Genomic DNA, 13,599 nt, shown 5'->3' on the forward strand with positions numbered 1-13,599 from the left:
ATGTCTTTCCTCGCTCGCACCCATCCACGACTTTCCGCAGCCACGGTCCTTGGTTTGATCGCGGGATTTCTGCTGCCCGTGGACTCGGTCATCGGCAAGATCCTGGCCGGCTGGAACGTCGGGGTCTGGTCCTATCTGGCACTGATGTTCTGGCTGACGGTGCAAGCCAAGGCGCCCGATGTCAGGCGCATCGCCGAGATCGAAGACGAAAACGCGGGGCTGGTGTTGCTGATGGTCTGCATCGCGGCATTGGCCAGCCTGGCGACTATCACCTTCGAGCTGGCCGGCAGCCGTGAGTTGCAAACCGCCGGCAAGTTGCTGCATTACGGTTTCACCGCGCTCACGGTCATAGGGTCGTGGCTGCTGATCGGCGTGATCTTCAGCCTGCATTATGCGCGGCTGTTTTACACCTGGGACGGCAAGGAGCCGGCCCTGCGCTTCGCCGAGGGCTTGACTACCCCCAACTATTGGGACTTCCTTTACTTCTCGTTCACCATCGGAGTGGCGGTGCAGACATCGGACGTGGGCGTCGCCACCCGGCAGCTGCGCAAAATCGTACTGGCGCAATCGTTGATCGGGTTTGTGTTCAACACGGCGATCCTGGGGTTCTCGATCAATATCGCGGCGGGGTTGTTCGGCTGATCAGGGCGCCGGCAGCCACAACCTGAACCGCGCCCCACCCAGCGGCGAGGCCTCGACCGTCAACGTACCGCCCTGGGCCTCCAGAGCACGGCGGCTGATGGCCAGGCCGAGGCCGAAGCCGCCCGTGGCGCGGTCGCGGCTGCGGTCCAGACGGTAGAACGGCTCGAACACCCGCTCACGCTCGTCGTCGGGAATGCCGATACCGTCGTCGTCCACCCAGATCTCGCAACCTTGATCGCTGACCAGCACCCCGACCTGGATCCGCTTCTCGCAATAACGCATGGCGTTGCGCAACAGGTTCTGCAACGCCCGGGCGGTCAGGCGCGGGTCCAGCACGAAACGCTCCAGGGTGCCGTGCAGCAACACGTCGATCACCACGTCCGGCGCCGCCAGGTCCTCATCGACGCTGCCCAGGATGCTGTCGATGAACTCGTCCAGCGGCACTTCGACCCGCTCGGGCAGACGCGCCGGATTTTGCAAACGGCTATAGGACAGCAATTCCAGCACCAGCTCATCCAACTCGCGAATGTGCGCCACCAACCCCTGCAGGCGTTCGCGGCTGGCGGGTGGCAGGTCGTCGGACAACGCCAGGGCCAGGCCGAAATCGAGCCGGGTCAAGGGGGTGCGCAGTTCGTGGGAGACCGCGTTGAGCAAATCGCGCTGCTGGTTGAGCAACTTCTCGATGTCGCCGGCCATGGTATCGAACACATGGGCCAGGCTGCCGATGTTCGAGCTGGAGGCGATGTGGGTTCGTTCGCTCAAATGCCCCTTGCCGAAACGTTCGGCGGTGCGCTTGAGGCGCTCCAGATCGCGCCAGTGGGGGCGCAGCCAGAGCAACAGGCAGGCGAGCAGCGTCGCGCCGATCAGCACGTTGATGCTCCAGTACAACCAACTGACATCGGCCGGGTCCGGCGGGACAACCATCTTGACCGCCATCTGCCCATCCAACGGCGACACCGCCAGGGTCCGCCAACCCCATTCGCCGAGGCGCACCACGTTCTCACCGCGTTTGAGGCGCGCCTGCTCGTCGGTGCTGAAGCCATTGTCGTCGATGGGCACCAGTTCGATGCGCAACGGGTCGAATTCCTTATCCATTTGCGCCGCCAGCGCCGGCCACTGCGCCCCGGGCGCCGCATGGAACTGCTTGACCATCAGGGTTTGCAGGCCACGGGAATAGTCGAGGTTGTAGGTCAGGAAGCGCTCGTGGAACAGACGGATCACCAGTTCCGGCATCAGGTAGATCGCCGCGCTGTAGGACACAATGGTGACCAGGTAAAGACGGATCAGCAGCTTCCACATGGGCTCAGCATTCCCACTCGGAACGGCTGAACAGATACCCTTTGCCCCACACGGTCTTGATCTTGCGCGCCTCGCCAGCGTTGTCGTCGAACTTGCGCCGCAACTTGGAAATCGCCACGTCCACCGAACGGTCGGTGCCGTTGAACTCGATGCCCCGCAGGCGTTGCAGGATCTGGTCGCGACTCAGCACTTCGCCCGAATGCCGGGCCAGCACCACCAGCAGGTTGTACTCACCGCTGGACAGCTCCACCGGCTGGCCGCGCCAGGTCACGGTGCGCTCGGACAAGTCGATGCACAGGTTGCCCATCAGGATGCGGTCGTTGACCGTCTGGGGTTCGGTGAGGCTGCTGCGCCGCAGCAAGGTACGGACCCGCGCCAGCAAAACCCGGGGCTCGCACGGTTTGGTGACGTAGTCGTCGGCGCCCATCTCCAGGCCCAGCACCTGATCGTGACTGTCGTCCCGGGCAGTGAGCATCAGGATTGGCAAGGACGCCGAATCGGCCCGCAGCAAGCGGCAGACCTGCAAGCCGTCCAGGCCGGGCAGCATGAGGTCGAGGATCACCAGGTCCGGCGGATCGACCCGCGCCCGCTCACGCACATGATCACCACGGCTGAGCACGCTGACCTGATAACCATTGCGTTCCAGGTAACTGGCAATCAGTTCGCTGAGGGCGGTGTCGTCTTCCACCAGAAGGATGTTGGGCATGGGCGATTCCAGAAAAGTGCTGTGGCGCCTGATAGATCCTCTTCGCGAGCAAGCCCGCTCCCACAAGGTTCACGCAAACCCTGTGGGAGCGAGCCTGCTCGCGATGAGGCCCTGCCAGGCGCAGGAAATCTCAAGCTGCCAAGGATATACGCCCTCACCCACCCCCGAGCAAACCCCTTACACAATTTCACATACCGCCTACAAAGCTTTCCCGCTGTAGCCATTAGCAATCTTTGAGCGGTCAGTAAAAGCACAGGCGTATCGAGCGGCATACTGTCAACTCTTACAGTTTACAACCCCTCGGATAAGGCATTACATGAAGTCGATCTCACCTGTACCTCATTGGTGGGGCACCCTTTGTCACGACAATGGAGATTGATATCGATGAGCGCACTAATGAGAGAAATCACACAACCGGTCTTACTTGGATTTTGCCAGGGAGAGATCGGATCAGTGCCATTTAACGCCAACTTGGTGGAGCTGTCCGAGATTGACTATCCCAACTACCCCTCCCCCCATGACAAGGCCCGCGTCATGCTGGCAACGCAGCTGGCGCCAGGGCCAGATTACACTACCAAGGAACTGCAGGTTTCTTTTACCAAGGACTTGAATGGCGGCACATATCCGGTGGGTGAAGCAACCTTTCCTGTGGGGGTTACATTCATCGATCGCTCGGTTCCCAGTGCGCCTGTGATTTATAGACAACACAATGGCATCGCAAGGATTGAATACAATCCCACAAGCGCGTCACTCTCAGGTGAAATCAGTGTGGATCTCGAAAATCGTGATGATGGGACGATCACCCCGCTGAGCCTCAGAGTCATTTTTAGTGCCCATACCCCTGTACGCGTCCGAAGAAACCTGCGTCGCCCTTCACCCCGGGCAAGAAACTGCTGACCGGCCCTTACCGGACTCAGGCCAGTCCAATGCATAAAAAGGAGGCCGAAGCCTCCTTTTTAATTCAACAGGTTCTATTTATTAAAATGCGTAACGCAGACCCAACGTCAACCCAACCGGCTGCCGAAAGTTTTTCCCATCGCTGTATTCATAATCCGCGTGCAATTGCAGTTTCTCTGACATGGATGCAGCAATCCCCGCTCCCAGCCCCGTGCGTGAGCCGGACAGGTCATTATTGAACACATGATCATTGACTTGTACTTCATTGTTTTTTGCGAACTCATAAGCACCGGACACACGAACATAGGGTTGCAATTCAACATCATTGTTCACTTTAAAGTTTCGTCCGGCAGTCAGGCCAACCTCGCCCAGCAGGGATCGCGCACGGTCACCTTCAGCGTGCAGGCCGTTGTCCAGGGAGAAACTTTTTCCCTGAATGACCACCGCAGACCATTTGGTAAACGGCTCGATGAAATAGCCATCGTCGAGCTTGATATGCCGACCGAACTCGACAGATCCACCGACGCCGCTGTTGTCATAATCACCCTTGGCCCGGCTACCATCACTCAGGCTTGCCTTGGCTTTGTTACGAAACCGGTTAACTTTCAAGACAGCATCGGCGTAATACCCGCTGCTCGCATCGAGCCAGGTGGCATAAGTACCGAGGTAGTAACTGTCGACATCACCCGAGCTGCCCGCATCCAGATTCAGGTCGGAGGTACTATGGCCTCCCATTACACCCACCAGCCATTGACCATCCCCCAGCTCCAGTGCGGCGTCAGCACCAAGGGTAAATCCCTGTTGGCTTTGCCGATACGCCAGGCCGGAGCCGTTGGCAATTTCGTATTTATTGCCGTAAGTCCGTCCCCACGCTCCAGACTGGCCAGGGTTCATTCGCAACTCACCCATACGGGTGCGCAACGACGTCAACTCGCCATACCAGGTGGGCAATGGCGTGTTGAAAAGCGCCATCACCGAGCGGGTACCCGGACTGATGACACGAGTATCCGGGTCCAGAATCCAGTCATTGCCGCTCTTCGCCAGACTATACGAATAGGCACCTTGATCTACCACGTCATTGAACAGCGTGAACTGCGCGTCGCCCCCGCCGGTGGTCACGACCGTGATCGGCTGACCGGCGGCCGGTTCGGACCCGCTACTGGCGATCAGCAATTCATGCGTACCGCTAGCAGTACCGGTGACATTCAAAACATCCGTGCGACCCGTGGCGAAATCAGTGCCCATGATGAATCGCCCCTGGCCCGACAAACTCGCCACATCCAGCTGATAGAACGCACTGTCGGCGCCGAAACGGACTGAACCGCCATTGAGTACCAGGCTTTCAACCTGGCTATTGTCCACCAGCACCCACTCGGAGCTTCCATTGATAGTCGCACTGGCCACATTTTCCAATCGCCCGGTCAGTACGGAATTGTTCTGCAAGGTCAGATGGGTCGTGCTGCCGGACTCCGTCACGATATCCCCCGTCAATGAGCTGCCGTTTACCGTCATCGCCGTGGTGGCCCCACCCTTGACTTCCAGCAGCGTGCCATTGCCGGCTAACAGAATGGAGTTGGTCACGTTCAACGTGGCAGTTGCGGCCCCCTCATTATTGAAGTCGACCACGATCGCTGAGCCGTCCCTGCCCTGAACGGTGGTGTTTTCCAGGTTCAGGGTAGCCGGTGCAATACCCGTCACATCGAGCTCGATGAACACCCCATTTTGCCCGCCGACAATCGTACTGTTGTTGGCAACCGCAGTGGCGCTCTGAAGCCACAAGCCATAGCCGGTGGAGGCGGTACCTTCAAGCGTGGAGTCGGAAATGTTGAGCACGCTGTGGGACGAGGCAAATGCACCGGCGTCCGCTCCTGTAACAGTGCTGTTACCCGTTACATTGACGACAGAGCCATCCAGGCCGGTGGAAAACCGCACCGCCGATATCCCGAAAACATCACCGTTGATGTTGCTGTTGTTGATATTGCCCTGGCTGGAAACCAATTGAATACCCGCAAAGCCGGAACCCGAAACGTTGGCCCCGTTCACGTTGACAGTCGAACCGTTACTGCCTGTAATCGCCTGGGTACTGCTGCCCGCGTTGACATTGACCGTTGAAGCATCCGCGTCGATGCCAAGCGCTTGTGCATTATTGACATCCAACGTTGCGTTTTGACTCAAAAACCAACTTTCAGCCGTATCGCCACTATCTACAGTCGCACTTCCACCAATAAGCGACCCAGCCTCAGCACCAGCAGAAAGTAAAAATACAGGAAGGCACAGTATGGCCTTCAAAAAGGGCGGCGGAGACGCTATGGATTTGGAATGCATACTGGATACCTGCTTCGAGAAAATGGATTAAGTCCGGGGCCGGTCGCATAGAGATCCGCGACCACATTTTTCAAGGTCCGCAAGGCTATCGAGTAATGGCGAATTGTTATGTAGGACTTATCTATATGTATCATCAGAAAAATCCTGCAAATATTCATTGCAAAACATCCGAACCCTCACAGGCATGAGGACAACAAGCTCATGCCCAGCGCCGGATCGTTAATATGTCCTACGGTATTGGATTGGCAATCTCACAAAAATCGGCGTTATTATCCTTCAAAAATACAAAGTGGATAGCCGGATCAGACTCCGGTACGACATCGGTGACGGTATAGGTGAGCTTTCCAAAGCCGTCTGTCACCGGTTTGAAGTTAACGAAGTAATCGCCAATCTCCATCTCTATTCCTTCCGCAGGTACGGTACCGACAATCGTATGGGTGGCGGTGACCTCGGTTCCGGCGATAGGGATCGTCGCGTTCTCATCGCTGAACCCTCCCCATTTTAACGTCACGACTCGTGTATCGATAAGCGATGGGCTGAACGGGATCACGACTATTAAATTGCGACGAGACGTTCCATCATTTGGAGGTACAAAGTTCAAGGTTGGGCAAGCGATGGCATCATGCTCGAGCCCCTGTACTTCCGGCGGAGGCAAGTCGATTTTGGTGATGTCGACATTGACATCCTCATCCTCTGACCAGACCGGGTTATTACCCAACACCACCGACAGTTGATACTTTATTTTAATGATTTCATTCGGCTTTCTTGCAATCACATCCCACGGAACCGTCGCAGCCGGAATTTCCGTACCTTCTTCGCCCGGTGCCAGGAAATAAGCAGGGGTGAGCGGCACGTCATCGTACCAGACCGTTATACTTTGCCCGGACTCGGTGGCTGGAGCAGCCCACAATTGAATATAAATATCGGCAGGTTCACCATAGTCATTATCGTCCAGTACATTATTAACGTTCTGAGACGAAACCAGACGAGGTAAATTCAGAGCCGGATTCACTTCATCTGGATCGTCTGGATTTACAGGGCCAGGGTACGAAATATCGACTTGAATCGTTGTCTGATTTTGTGCAACGACATCGCCCGACCCCCGTAACATGACATAGCTGACCGTGGTATCGACCTCACCATCAGTCGCCCCATAAGCGGGTTTAATGATCGTCTCGTAGTCCACAGGGAGAACCAACAGGGTGTTGTTTTCCACGCGCACAGGAGGAAGATCCCTGCCCTGCCAAGTAGCCTGGATTATATCGTTATATACACTTGGCTGGGGCACTTCGATCTCTACCGTCACCCCCTGATTGCAATCTGCCAGATTAATCAATGTGTCACCATCCGTACCGTCCGCCAGCGGTACGACAGGCGGAACGGACACGGGCGGCGGCAAACGCCGGACAGTACGCTGTACCGCCTTGGACGGACGGCTGACGTTACCGGCCAGGTCCGTCATTATAAAGCGCAAGGTATTTACACCTTCCTGCGAGTTTTCAAAGATATCGATGGTCATTGTGATCTTGCCATCGGGCGGCACAGGAACATCGCTCATAATGGGTGTGGAAAAATAGGCCGGATCAGATACATCGCCCCAATAAATATCAACTTTGTCCGTCGCCTCTGCGTTGAATGGCGCTAATGTCAGCGTGATTTCAATTCCGTTGGGGTGATTGCTGATGTATTCGTCATCGATTTCTTGGGTCTGCGGTAGATCCGCGGGAAATGTGACGCCATCAGGAGAAAAATCAGAAGCTGGTGTTTTGACTTGATAAGGCTTCGTCTTGTCGATATGGAACTCAGCAACGGTCGGTGGAGTTGGATTGACGCCGGCGGCATACATTATATAAACCAGCTCGTACTGAGTAGGTGCTTCCGGCGTAGGCAACTCGACAAGATGGACGAGAGGGATACTCAATTCTTTCGGCCAAATACGATCAGCGACCGCCCCCAATGGCAAACGCGTTTCGAGGGGCGTCGTAGCTGTATCGCCTTTGACTCGCAAGAAAACGGTCAGCGTGTCCCGGTCATGTTGAGTGACGGGTTGGTTGATACGATATTTCAGCTCAGCGTTCAGAGCTGCCACTGGAATACGCAAGTCATTCGGCAAGGTTTGTTCGGGAAAGGTGGCTGGATCAAGCAGTATGCCACCGCCACTTGATAGGGAAACTTGCTTGCCTGCACCGATACGTCCAACTTTAGCATTCATGAAATAAACTCCATTTTTATACACGACGGCGCCGGATAATTAATGCTCTGAAAGTGGCGCGAATTTGACAATGCGTTGAATGACATCAATGAGCCTCAAGGACCGCAAGGTTGCGACTCTCCCGGAATAATTCGATCAATTTTCACTGCCCTCTTGACCGAAGCGCCTATCCTCCTGCTACCACGGTAGAGGGTGTAATTCGCCAAGGCGGACGCTTTGTCTATCATCGGTTCCAGATGCGGCCGGAAGGGCTCTATCGTTACCGAAAAACCCCGAGTTATCTCCAAAGCCGTTAACAGCGTATCGATTCTTTTGTAAGTAGCCGCGATGGGCGGGCCGCTGCCGTTCAGACTTTGATATCCAATCCATTCCACGGCACAAGTGTCTCCAGGTCGACAAAAACCAGGGAGCGGAGGAACCTTGACTTCCACGCCCTGCCAGATAGGCGGTTGCGTGGCGCAATTGAGATAACCGAATAAATTTGCCGCGGGAAACTCAACCTCAGTGAGATCCAACGGAATCGGCGTATGATCGATCGTCAGTGTTCTAGGAAACGATGGATGCGTATTTCCGAGATAATTTTTGGTCGTATAGGAAACCTCAACCACACCATCCGTAATGAGATACTGCGGACCAACAGAAATGAAAAATTCCGTTTCGCTGATCGGCGTTGGATGATAAGTCGTCGAGCTGAACTCCACGATACCATTACGTTTCATCTCAACAATGAGTGTATCGGTCTTACCAGGAGGAGATGGTAAAGGCCAGACAGGTATTCTGACCTCGATACCCGTCTGCAACAGATCGAGCGGGATATAGCCGTCCGGGTCGTTTTCGTCCACGCCGACGACAGTTGGCGAATCGTATTCCTGAACTTCAACAGGCGGCATGATGGGTTACCTCGACCTTTCACTGAAGCATCAAGTCGAAGCCAATTAAGCACCGTATCCACCTTATGAACTACTGTCAGATCTAACAGGTCTGACTACCGCTTGTCGGCTTTCATTGCGACATTGCTATCAGGCTCTGTCTGAAAAGTGCCTGCGCGACTCGCGCCAGGGCAACCTGCCCGTTACACAATTTCACACACCGCCTACAAAGCTTTACCGCTTCCGCCGATTGTCCCCCGTAGCATTGCCCCGTTCATTATTGGGGAAGCACCATGCCACAAAAAGCCTTCGCCACGCTCGGCCTGGTACTCGGCGTATCGCTACTGAGCGCCTGTGACACGTCATCGCCCCCCACGGATGAAGCCCCTTTGGCGACGGTTACCATCGAAACCATCGAAGCCAGGCCCCTTTCCATAAGCGCAGAACTGAGTGGGCGCATCGCCGCGCCCCGAACCGCCGAGGTCCGCGCCCGGGTGCCGGGGGTGGTGTTGCAACGGGTCTACCGCGAAGGCACTGACGTGAAGAAAGGTGATGTGCTGTTCCGCATCGACCCGGCACCGTTCAAGGCCGACCTGGACAGCGCCGAAGCCGCGCTACGCAAGGCCGAGGCCAACGCCTTCCAGGCCCGCTTGCAGGAACAGCGTTACGCCCGGTTGATCGAAGACAACGCCATCAGCGCCCAGGATTACGACAACGCCCGCGCCGCCGTGCGCCAAACCGCCGCCGACGTCTGCGCCAACAAGGCCGCCGTGGAACGGGCCAGGCTGAACCTCGGGTATGCCACCGTCACCGCGCCGATTGCCGGACGCATCGGCCGGGCGCTGGTGACCGAAGGCGCGCTGGTGGGCCAGAACGAAACCACGCCGTTGGCCCTTATCCAGCAACTGAACCCGATCCACGCCGACCTCATGCAATCGACCCGCGAACTCAACGAACTGCGCCGGGCCTTGCGCTCCGGGCAGTTGCAGCAGGTCGGCCAGGGCCAGGCCAAGGCCACGCTGATCCAGGACGACGGCAGCGCCTATCCGTTGCCGGGTAAGCTGCTGTTCACCGATATCAGCGTCGACCCGGGCACCGGCCAGATCACCCTGCGCAGCGAATTCCCCAATCCCGATCTCGACCTGTTGCCCGGCAGCTTCGTACGCGTGCGCCTTGAGCAAGCCTTCGACCGCCAGGGCATCAGCGTGCCGCAACGGGCCATCCAGCGGGACAGCGCTGGCGTCGCCCAGGTATTGCTGGTCGACGCCGAGCAGCAAGTCAGCCTGCAACCGGTGGAGTTGGGTGGCGTGCGGGACGACCGCTGGATCGTCACCCAGGGTCTGAAACCCGGTGACCGAATCGTGGTGCAAGGCCTGCAACATGCACGTCCCGGCGAAAAAGTCCGGGTCGAAGACTCTCCAATTGCCCAGCACCCGTAAGCAGGACATCGCTCATGCCGCAGTTCTTTATCGATCGTCCGGTGTTCGCCTGGGTGGTCGCCTTGTTCATTCTTCTGGCAGGCGCCCTCGCCATTCCTCAGTTGCCGGTGGCGCAATACCCGGATGTGGCGCCGCCGCAAATCGAGATCTCCATCACGTATCCGGGTGCTTCGGCGCAGGCCGTGGACGAAAGTGTGGTCAGCCTGATCGAGGAAGAGCTTAACGGCACCGATAACCTGCTGTATTTCGGCTCCCAGAGCAGCCTCGGCAGTGCCACCCTCACCGCGACCTTCAAGCCCGGCACGAACCCCGAGCTGGCCCAGGTCGACGTACAGAACCGCCTCAAGGCGGTGGAATCGCGACTGCCCCAGTCGGTCATCCAGCAAGGCTTGCAGGTGGAAAAGGTCTCGGCCGGTTTCCTGTTGCTGATCACCCTCACCTCCAATGACGGCAAGCTCGACGACGTCGCTCTCAGCGACTATCTGGCGCGCAACGTGATGAACGAGATCAAGCGCCTGGACGGTGTCGGCAAGGCGCAGCTGTACGGCGCCGAACGGGCAATGCGGATCTGGATCGACCCGCAGAAACTGCTGAGCTTCAACCTGACCCCGGCCGACGTCAACGCCGCCATCGTGGCACAGAACGCTCAGGTGTCGGCGGGCAGCATCGGTGACCTGCCGACCCGTACCACCCAGGAAATCACCGCGACGGTGTTGGTGAAAGGGCAACTGTCGACGCCCGAAGAATTCGCAGACATCGTCCTCAAGGCCAACTCCGACGGCTCCACCGTGCGCATCGCCGATGTGGCCCGAGTCGAGGTCGGCAGCCAGGAGTATCAATTTTCCACACGCTTGAACGGCAAGCCCTCCACCGCCGTCGGGGTACAGCTGTCACCGGGCGCCAATGCCTTGAACACGGCCACCCTGATACGGGAAAAAATGGACGAACTGGCGCGCTACTTCCCGGCCGGCGTGGAATACAAGATCCCCTACGACACCTCGCCCTTCGTCAAGGTCTCCATCACGAAAGTGGTCTACACCCTCGGCGAAGCCATGCTGCTGGTGTTTGCCGTGATGTTCCTGTTCCTGCAGAACATCCGCTACACCTTGATCCCGACGCTGGTGGTGCCGGTGGCGCTGATGGGAACGTTCGCCATCATGCTTGCCCTGGGTTTCTCCATCAATGTGCTGACCATGTTCGGCATGGTGCTCGCCATCGGCATCCTGGTGGACGACGCCATCGTCGTGGTGGAGAACGTCGAGCGGATCATGACCAGCGAAGGCTTGTCGCCCAAGGAAGCAACACGCAAGGCGATGCGGCAGATCACCGGTGCCATCGTCGGCATTACCCTGGTGCTGGTGGCAGTGTTCATCCCGATGGCGTTCATGCAGGGTTCGGTGGGGGTCATCTACCGACAGTTCTCGCTGTCCATGGCGACGTCGATCCTGTTCTCGGCGTTCCTCGCCTTGTCTCTGACACCGGCTCTGTGCAGCACTTTGCTGAAGCCGATCCGCCAGGGCGAGCACCACGCCAAGGGCGGGTTCTTCGGCTGGTTCAATCGGCGTTTCGATCAGCTGGGCGACCGCTACCAGGGCTGGGTCGGCTATGCCTTGAGGCGCAGCGGACGTTTCCTGCTGATCTATGGCGTGCTGCTGGTGGGCATGGGCCTGCTTTTCAGCCGTCTGCCCTCTTCGTTCCTGCCCGTGGAAGACCAGGGCTACACCATCACCGACATCCAGCTGCCGCCTGGCGCGAGCAAGCATCGCACGGTCCAGGTGGTCGAGCAGATCGAAGCCCATAACGCCGGCGAACCCGGGGTGGGCGACAGCACGGTGATCCTGGGTTTCAGCTTCTCCGGCAGCGGACAGAACGCTGCGCTGGCCTTCACCACCCTCAAGGACTGGTCAGAACGTGGTAGCGACGACTCAGCCAGCGCCATTGCCGACCGCGCCAACCTGGCCCTAGGCCAGATCAAGGACGCCATGGCCTTTGCCGTGCTACCTCCACCAGTGGATGGCCTCGGCACGTCCAGCGGGTTCGAATTCCGCTTGCAGGACCGTGGTGGCCTCGGCCACGCCACATTGATGCTGGCACGCGACGAACTGCTCGCCGCCGCCGAAAAAAGCCCAGTGCTGATGAACGTCCGTGAAAGTGCCTTGGCCGAAGCGCCGCAAGTGCAATTGGAAATCGACCGCAAGCAGGCCAATGCCCTGGGCGTTTCATTCGCCGATGTCGGCAGTGTGCTCGCCACGGCGGTGGGCTCTAGCTACATCAACGATTTCCCCAACCAGGGACGGATGCAGCGGGTGGTGGTCCAGGCCGAAGGCGATCAACGCAGCCAGGTGGCCGACCTGCTGAAGATCCATGTGCGCAACGACGCTGGAAAGATGGTGCCGCTGTCAGCCTTCGTCCAGGCCCGATGGACCCAGGGCCCGACACAACTGACCCGCTATAACGGCTACCCGGCCATCAGCATCTCCGGCGAACCGGCCCCCGGCCACAGCACAGGCGAAGCCATGGCGGAGATCGAACGCCTGGTCGCCCAGGGCCCCGCCGGCCTGGGCCAGGAATGGACCGGGCTGTCGTTGCAGGAGCGCCTGTCCGGCAGCCAGGCGCCAATTCTGCTGGGCCTGTCGCTGCTGGTGGTGTTTCTGTGCCTGGCGGCCCTGTACGAGAGCTGGTCGATCCCCACTTCGGTGCTGCTGGTGGTGCCATTGGGCGTACTCGGCGCGGTGCTGGCGGTGTCGTTGCGCGGCATGCCCAACGACGTCTTCTTCAAGGTCGGGCTGGTCACCATCATCGGCCTTTCGGCCAAGAACGCCATCCTGATCATCGAGTTCGCCAAGAGCCTGTACGACGAAGGTCATGACCTGGTCGACGCCACGCTTCAGGCCGCGCGCCTGCGCCTGCGGCCAATCATCATGACCTCTCTGGCGTTCATCCTTGGCGTGGTGCCATTGGCCATCGCCAGCGGCGCCAGCTCGGCGAGCCAGCAGGCCATCGGGACGGGGGTGATCGGGGGGATGATCACGGCGACATTGGCGGTCATATTTGTTCCGGTGTTTTTCGTCGGAGTGATGAGGCTTGTGGGCAGGACCAGCCAGCGAGACGCACACTGACACACCGCAATCATCGAATCGCCGCCCGAAACAGGCTCGCACCCATAGAATGCCTACGGTGAAACGCAGACATTGAAATCACCCAAATCAT

The 13,599-nt window shown here is 58.2% G+C and carries 9 protein-coding genes; 4 read left to right on the forward strand and 5 right to left on the reverse strand.

The window, feature by feature from the left end:
• A complete protein-coding gene (locus AD666_RS23195; protein WP_053157414.1) occupies positions 1-642 on the forward strand; it encodes a DUF1345 domain-containing protein in 642 nt (213 codons plus the stop codon).
• On the opposite strand, the gene AD666_RS23200 is transcribed toward AD666_RS23195, so the two are convergent.
• Together AD666_RS23200 and AD666_RS23205 are read right to left on the reverse strand one after the other, a co-directional pair.
• Complete coding sequence (locus AD666_RS23200) at positions 643-1,941, reverse strand: ATP-binding protein (RefSeq protein WP_053157418.1); 1,299 nt, start codon at positions 1,939-1,941, stop codon at positions 643-645. It abuts the gene before it with no gap.
• A 4-nt stretch (positions 1,942-1,945) separates the two neighbouring features.
• Positions 1,946-2,647: a response regulator transcription factor gene (locus AD666_RS23205; protein WP_053157422.1), complete on the reverse strand. Its 702-nt coding sequence runs from the start codon at positions 2,645-2,647 to the stop codon at positions 1,946-1,948.
• A 384-nt stretch (positions 2,648-3,031) separates the two neighbouring features.
• Between AD666_RS23205 and AD666_RS26530 the strand changes: the two genes are divergently transcribed.
• Positions 3,032-3,544 carry a hypothetical protein gene (locus tag AD666_RS26530; RefSeq protein ID WP_156315982.1) on the forward strand — a complete coding sequence of 171 codons (513 nt, stop codon included), beginning with the start codon at positions 3,032-3,034 and terminating at the stop codon, positions 3,542-3,544.
• Positions 3,545-3,625: 81 nt separating this feature from the next.
• Here AD666_RS26530 and AD666_RS23210 read toward each other — a convergent pair whose 3' ends face one another.
• The 3 genes from AD666_RS23210 to AD666_RS23220 all read right to left on the reverse strand — a co-directional run bounded on the left by AD666_RS23210 (position 3,626) and on the right by AD666_RS23220 (position 8,971).
• Positions 3,626-5,869: an autotransporter outer membrane beta-barrel domain-containing protein gene (locus tag AD666_RS23210; protein WP_053157425.1), complete on the reverse strand. Its 2,244-nt coding sequence runs from the start codon at positions 5,867-5,869 to the stop codon at positions 3,626-3,628.
• 229 nt (positions 5,870-6,098) lie between these two features.
• Complete coding sequence (locus AD666_RS23215; protein WP_053157427.1) at positions 6,099-8,081, reverse strand: hypothetical protein; 1,983 nt, start codon at positions 8,079-8,081, stop codon at positions 6,099-6,101.
• 95 nt (positions 8,082-8,176) lie between these two features.
• Positions 8,177-8,971: a hypothetical protein gene (locus AD666_RS23220; protein WP_053157430.1), complete on the reverse strand. Its 795-nt coding sequence runs from the start codon at positions 8,969-8,971 to the stop codon at positions 8,177-8,179.
• 272 nt (positions 8,972-9,243) lie between these two features.
• Here AD666_RS23220 and AD666_RS23225 point away from each other — a divergent pair, with 272 nt between their 5' ends.
• Complete coding sequence (locus tag AD666_RS23225; RefSeq protein WP_053157433.1) at positions 9,244-10,389, forward strand: efflux RND transporter periplasmic adaptor subunit; 1,146 nt, start codon at positions 9,244-9,246, stop codon at positions 10,387-10,389.
• A 14-nt stretch (positions 10,390-10,403) separates the two neighbouring features.
• Positions 10,404-13,508, forward strand: coding sequence for an efflux RND transporter permease subunit (locus AD666_RS23230; protein ID WP_053157436.1), 3,105 nt, complete (start codon positions 10,404-10,406; stop codon positions 13,506-13,508).
• Positions 13,509-13,599: the final 91 nt, after the last annotated feature.

Origin of the sequence: Pseudomonas sp. Pf153 (genome assembly GCF_001269775.1) — a bacterium.
GTDB classification, from domain to species: Bacteria; Pseudomonadota; Gammaproteobacteria; order Pseudomonadales; family Pseudomonadaceae; genus Aquipseudomonas; species Aquipseudomonas uvaldensis.

Coding starts and splice junctions, on each gene's coding strand:
- AD666_RS23205 (WP_053157422.1), bottom strand. CDS start 2,647: ATGCCCAACATCCTTCTGGTGGAAGACGACACCGCCCTCAGCGAACTG.
- AD666_RS23200 (WP_053157418.1), bottom strand. CDS start 1,941: ATGTGGAAGCTGCTGATCCGTCTTTACCTGGTCACCATTGTGTCCTAC.
- AD666_RS23215 (WP_053157427.1), bottom strand. CDS start 8,081: ATGAATGCTAAAGTTGGACGTATCGGTGCAGGCAAGCAAGTTTCCCTA.
- AD666_RS26530 (WP_156315982.1), top strand. CDS start 3,032: ATGAGCGCACTAATGAGAGAAATCACACAACCGGTCTTACTTGGATTT.
- AD666_RS23210 (WP_053157425.1), bottom strand. CDS start 5,869: ATGCATTCCAAATCCATAGCGTCTCCGCCGCCCTTTTTGAAGGCCATA.
- AD666_RS23225 (WP_053157433.1), top strand. CDS start 9,244: ATGCCACAAAAAGCCTTCGCCACGCTCGGCCTGGTACTCGGCGTATCG.
- AD666_RS23195 (WP_053157414.1), top strand. CDS start 1: ATGTCTTTCCTCGCTCGCACCCATCCACGACTTTCCGCAGCCACGGTC.
- AD666_RS23220 (WP_053157430.1), bottom strand. CDS start 8,971: ATGCCGCCTGTTGAAGTTCAGGAATACGATTCGCCAACTGTCGTCGGC.
- AD666_RS23230 (WP_053157436.1), top strand. CDS start 10,404: ATGCCGCAGTTCTTTATCGATCGTCCGGTGTTCGCCTGGGTGGTCGCC.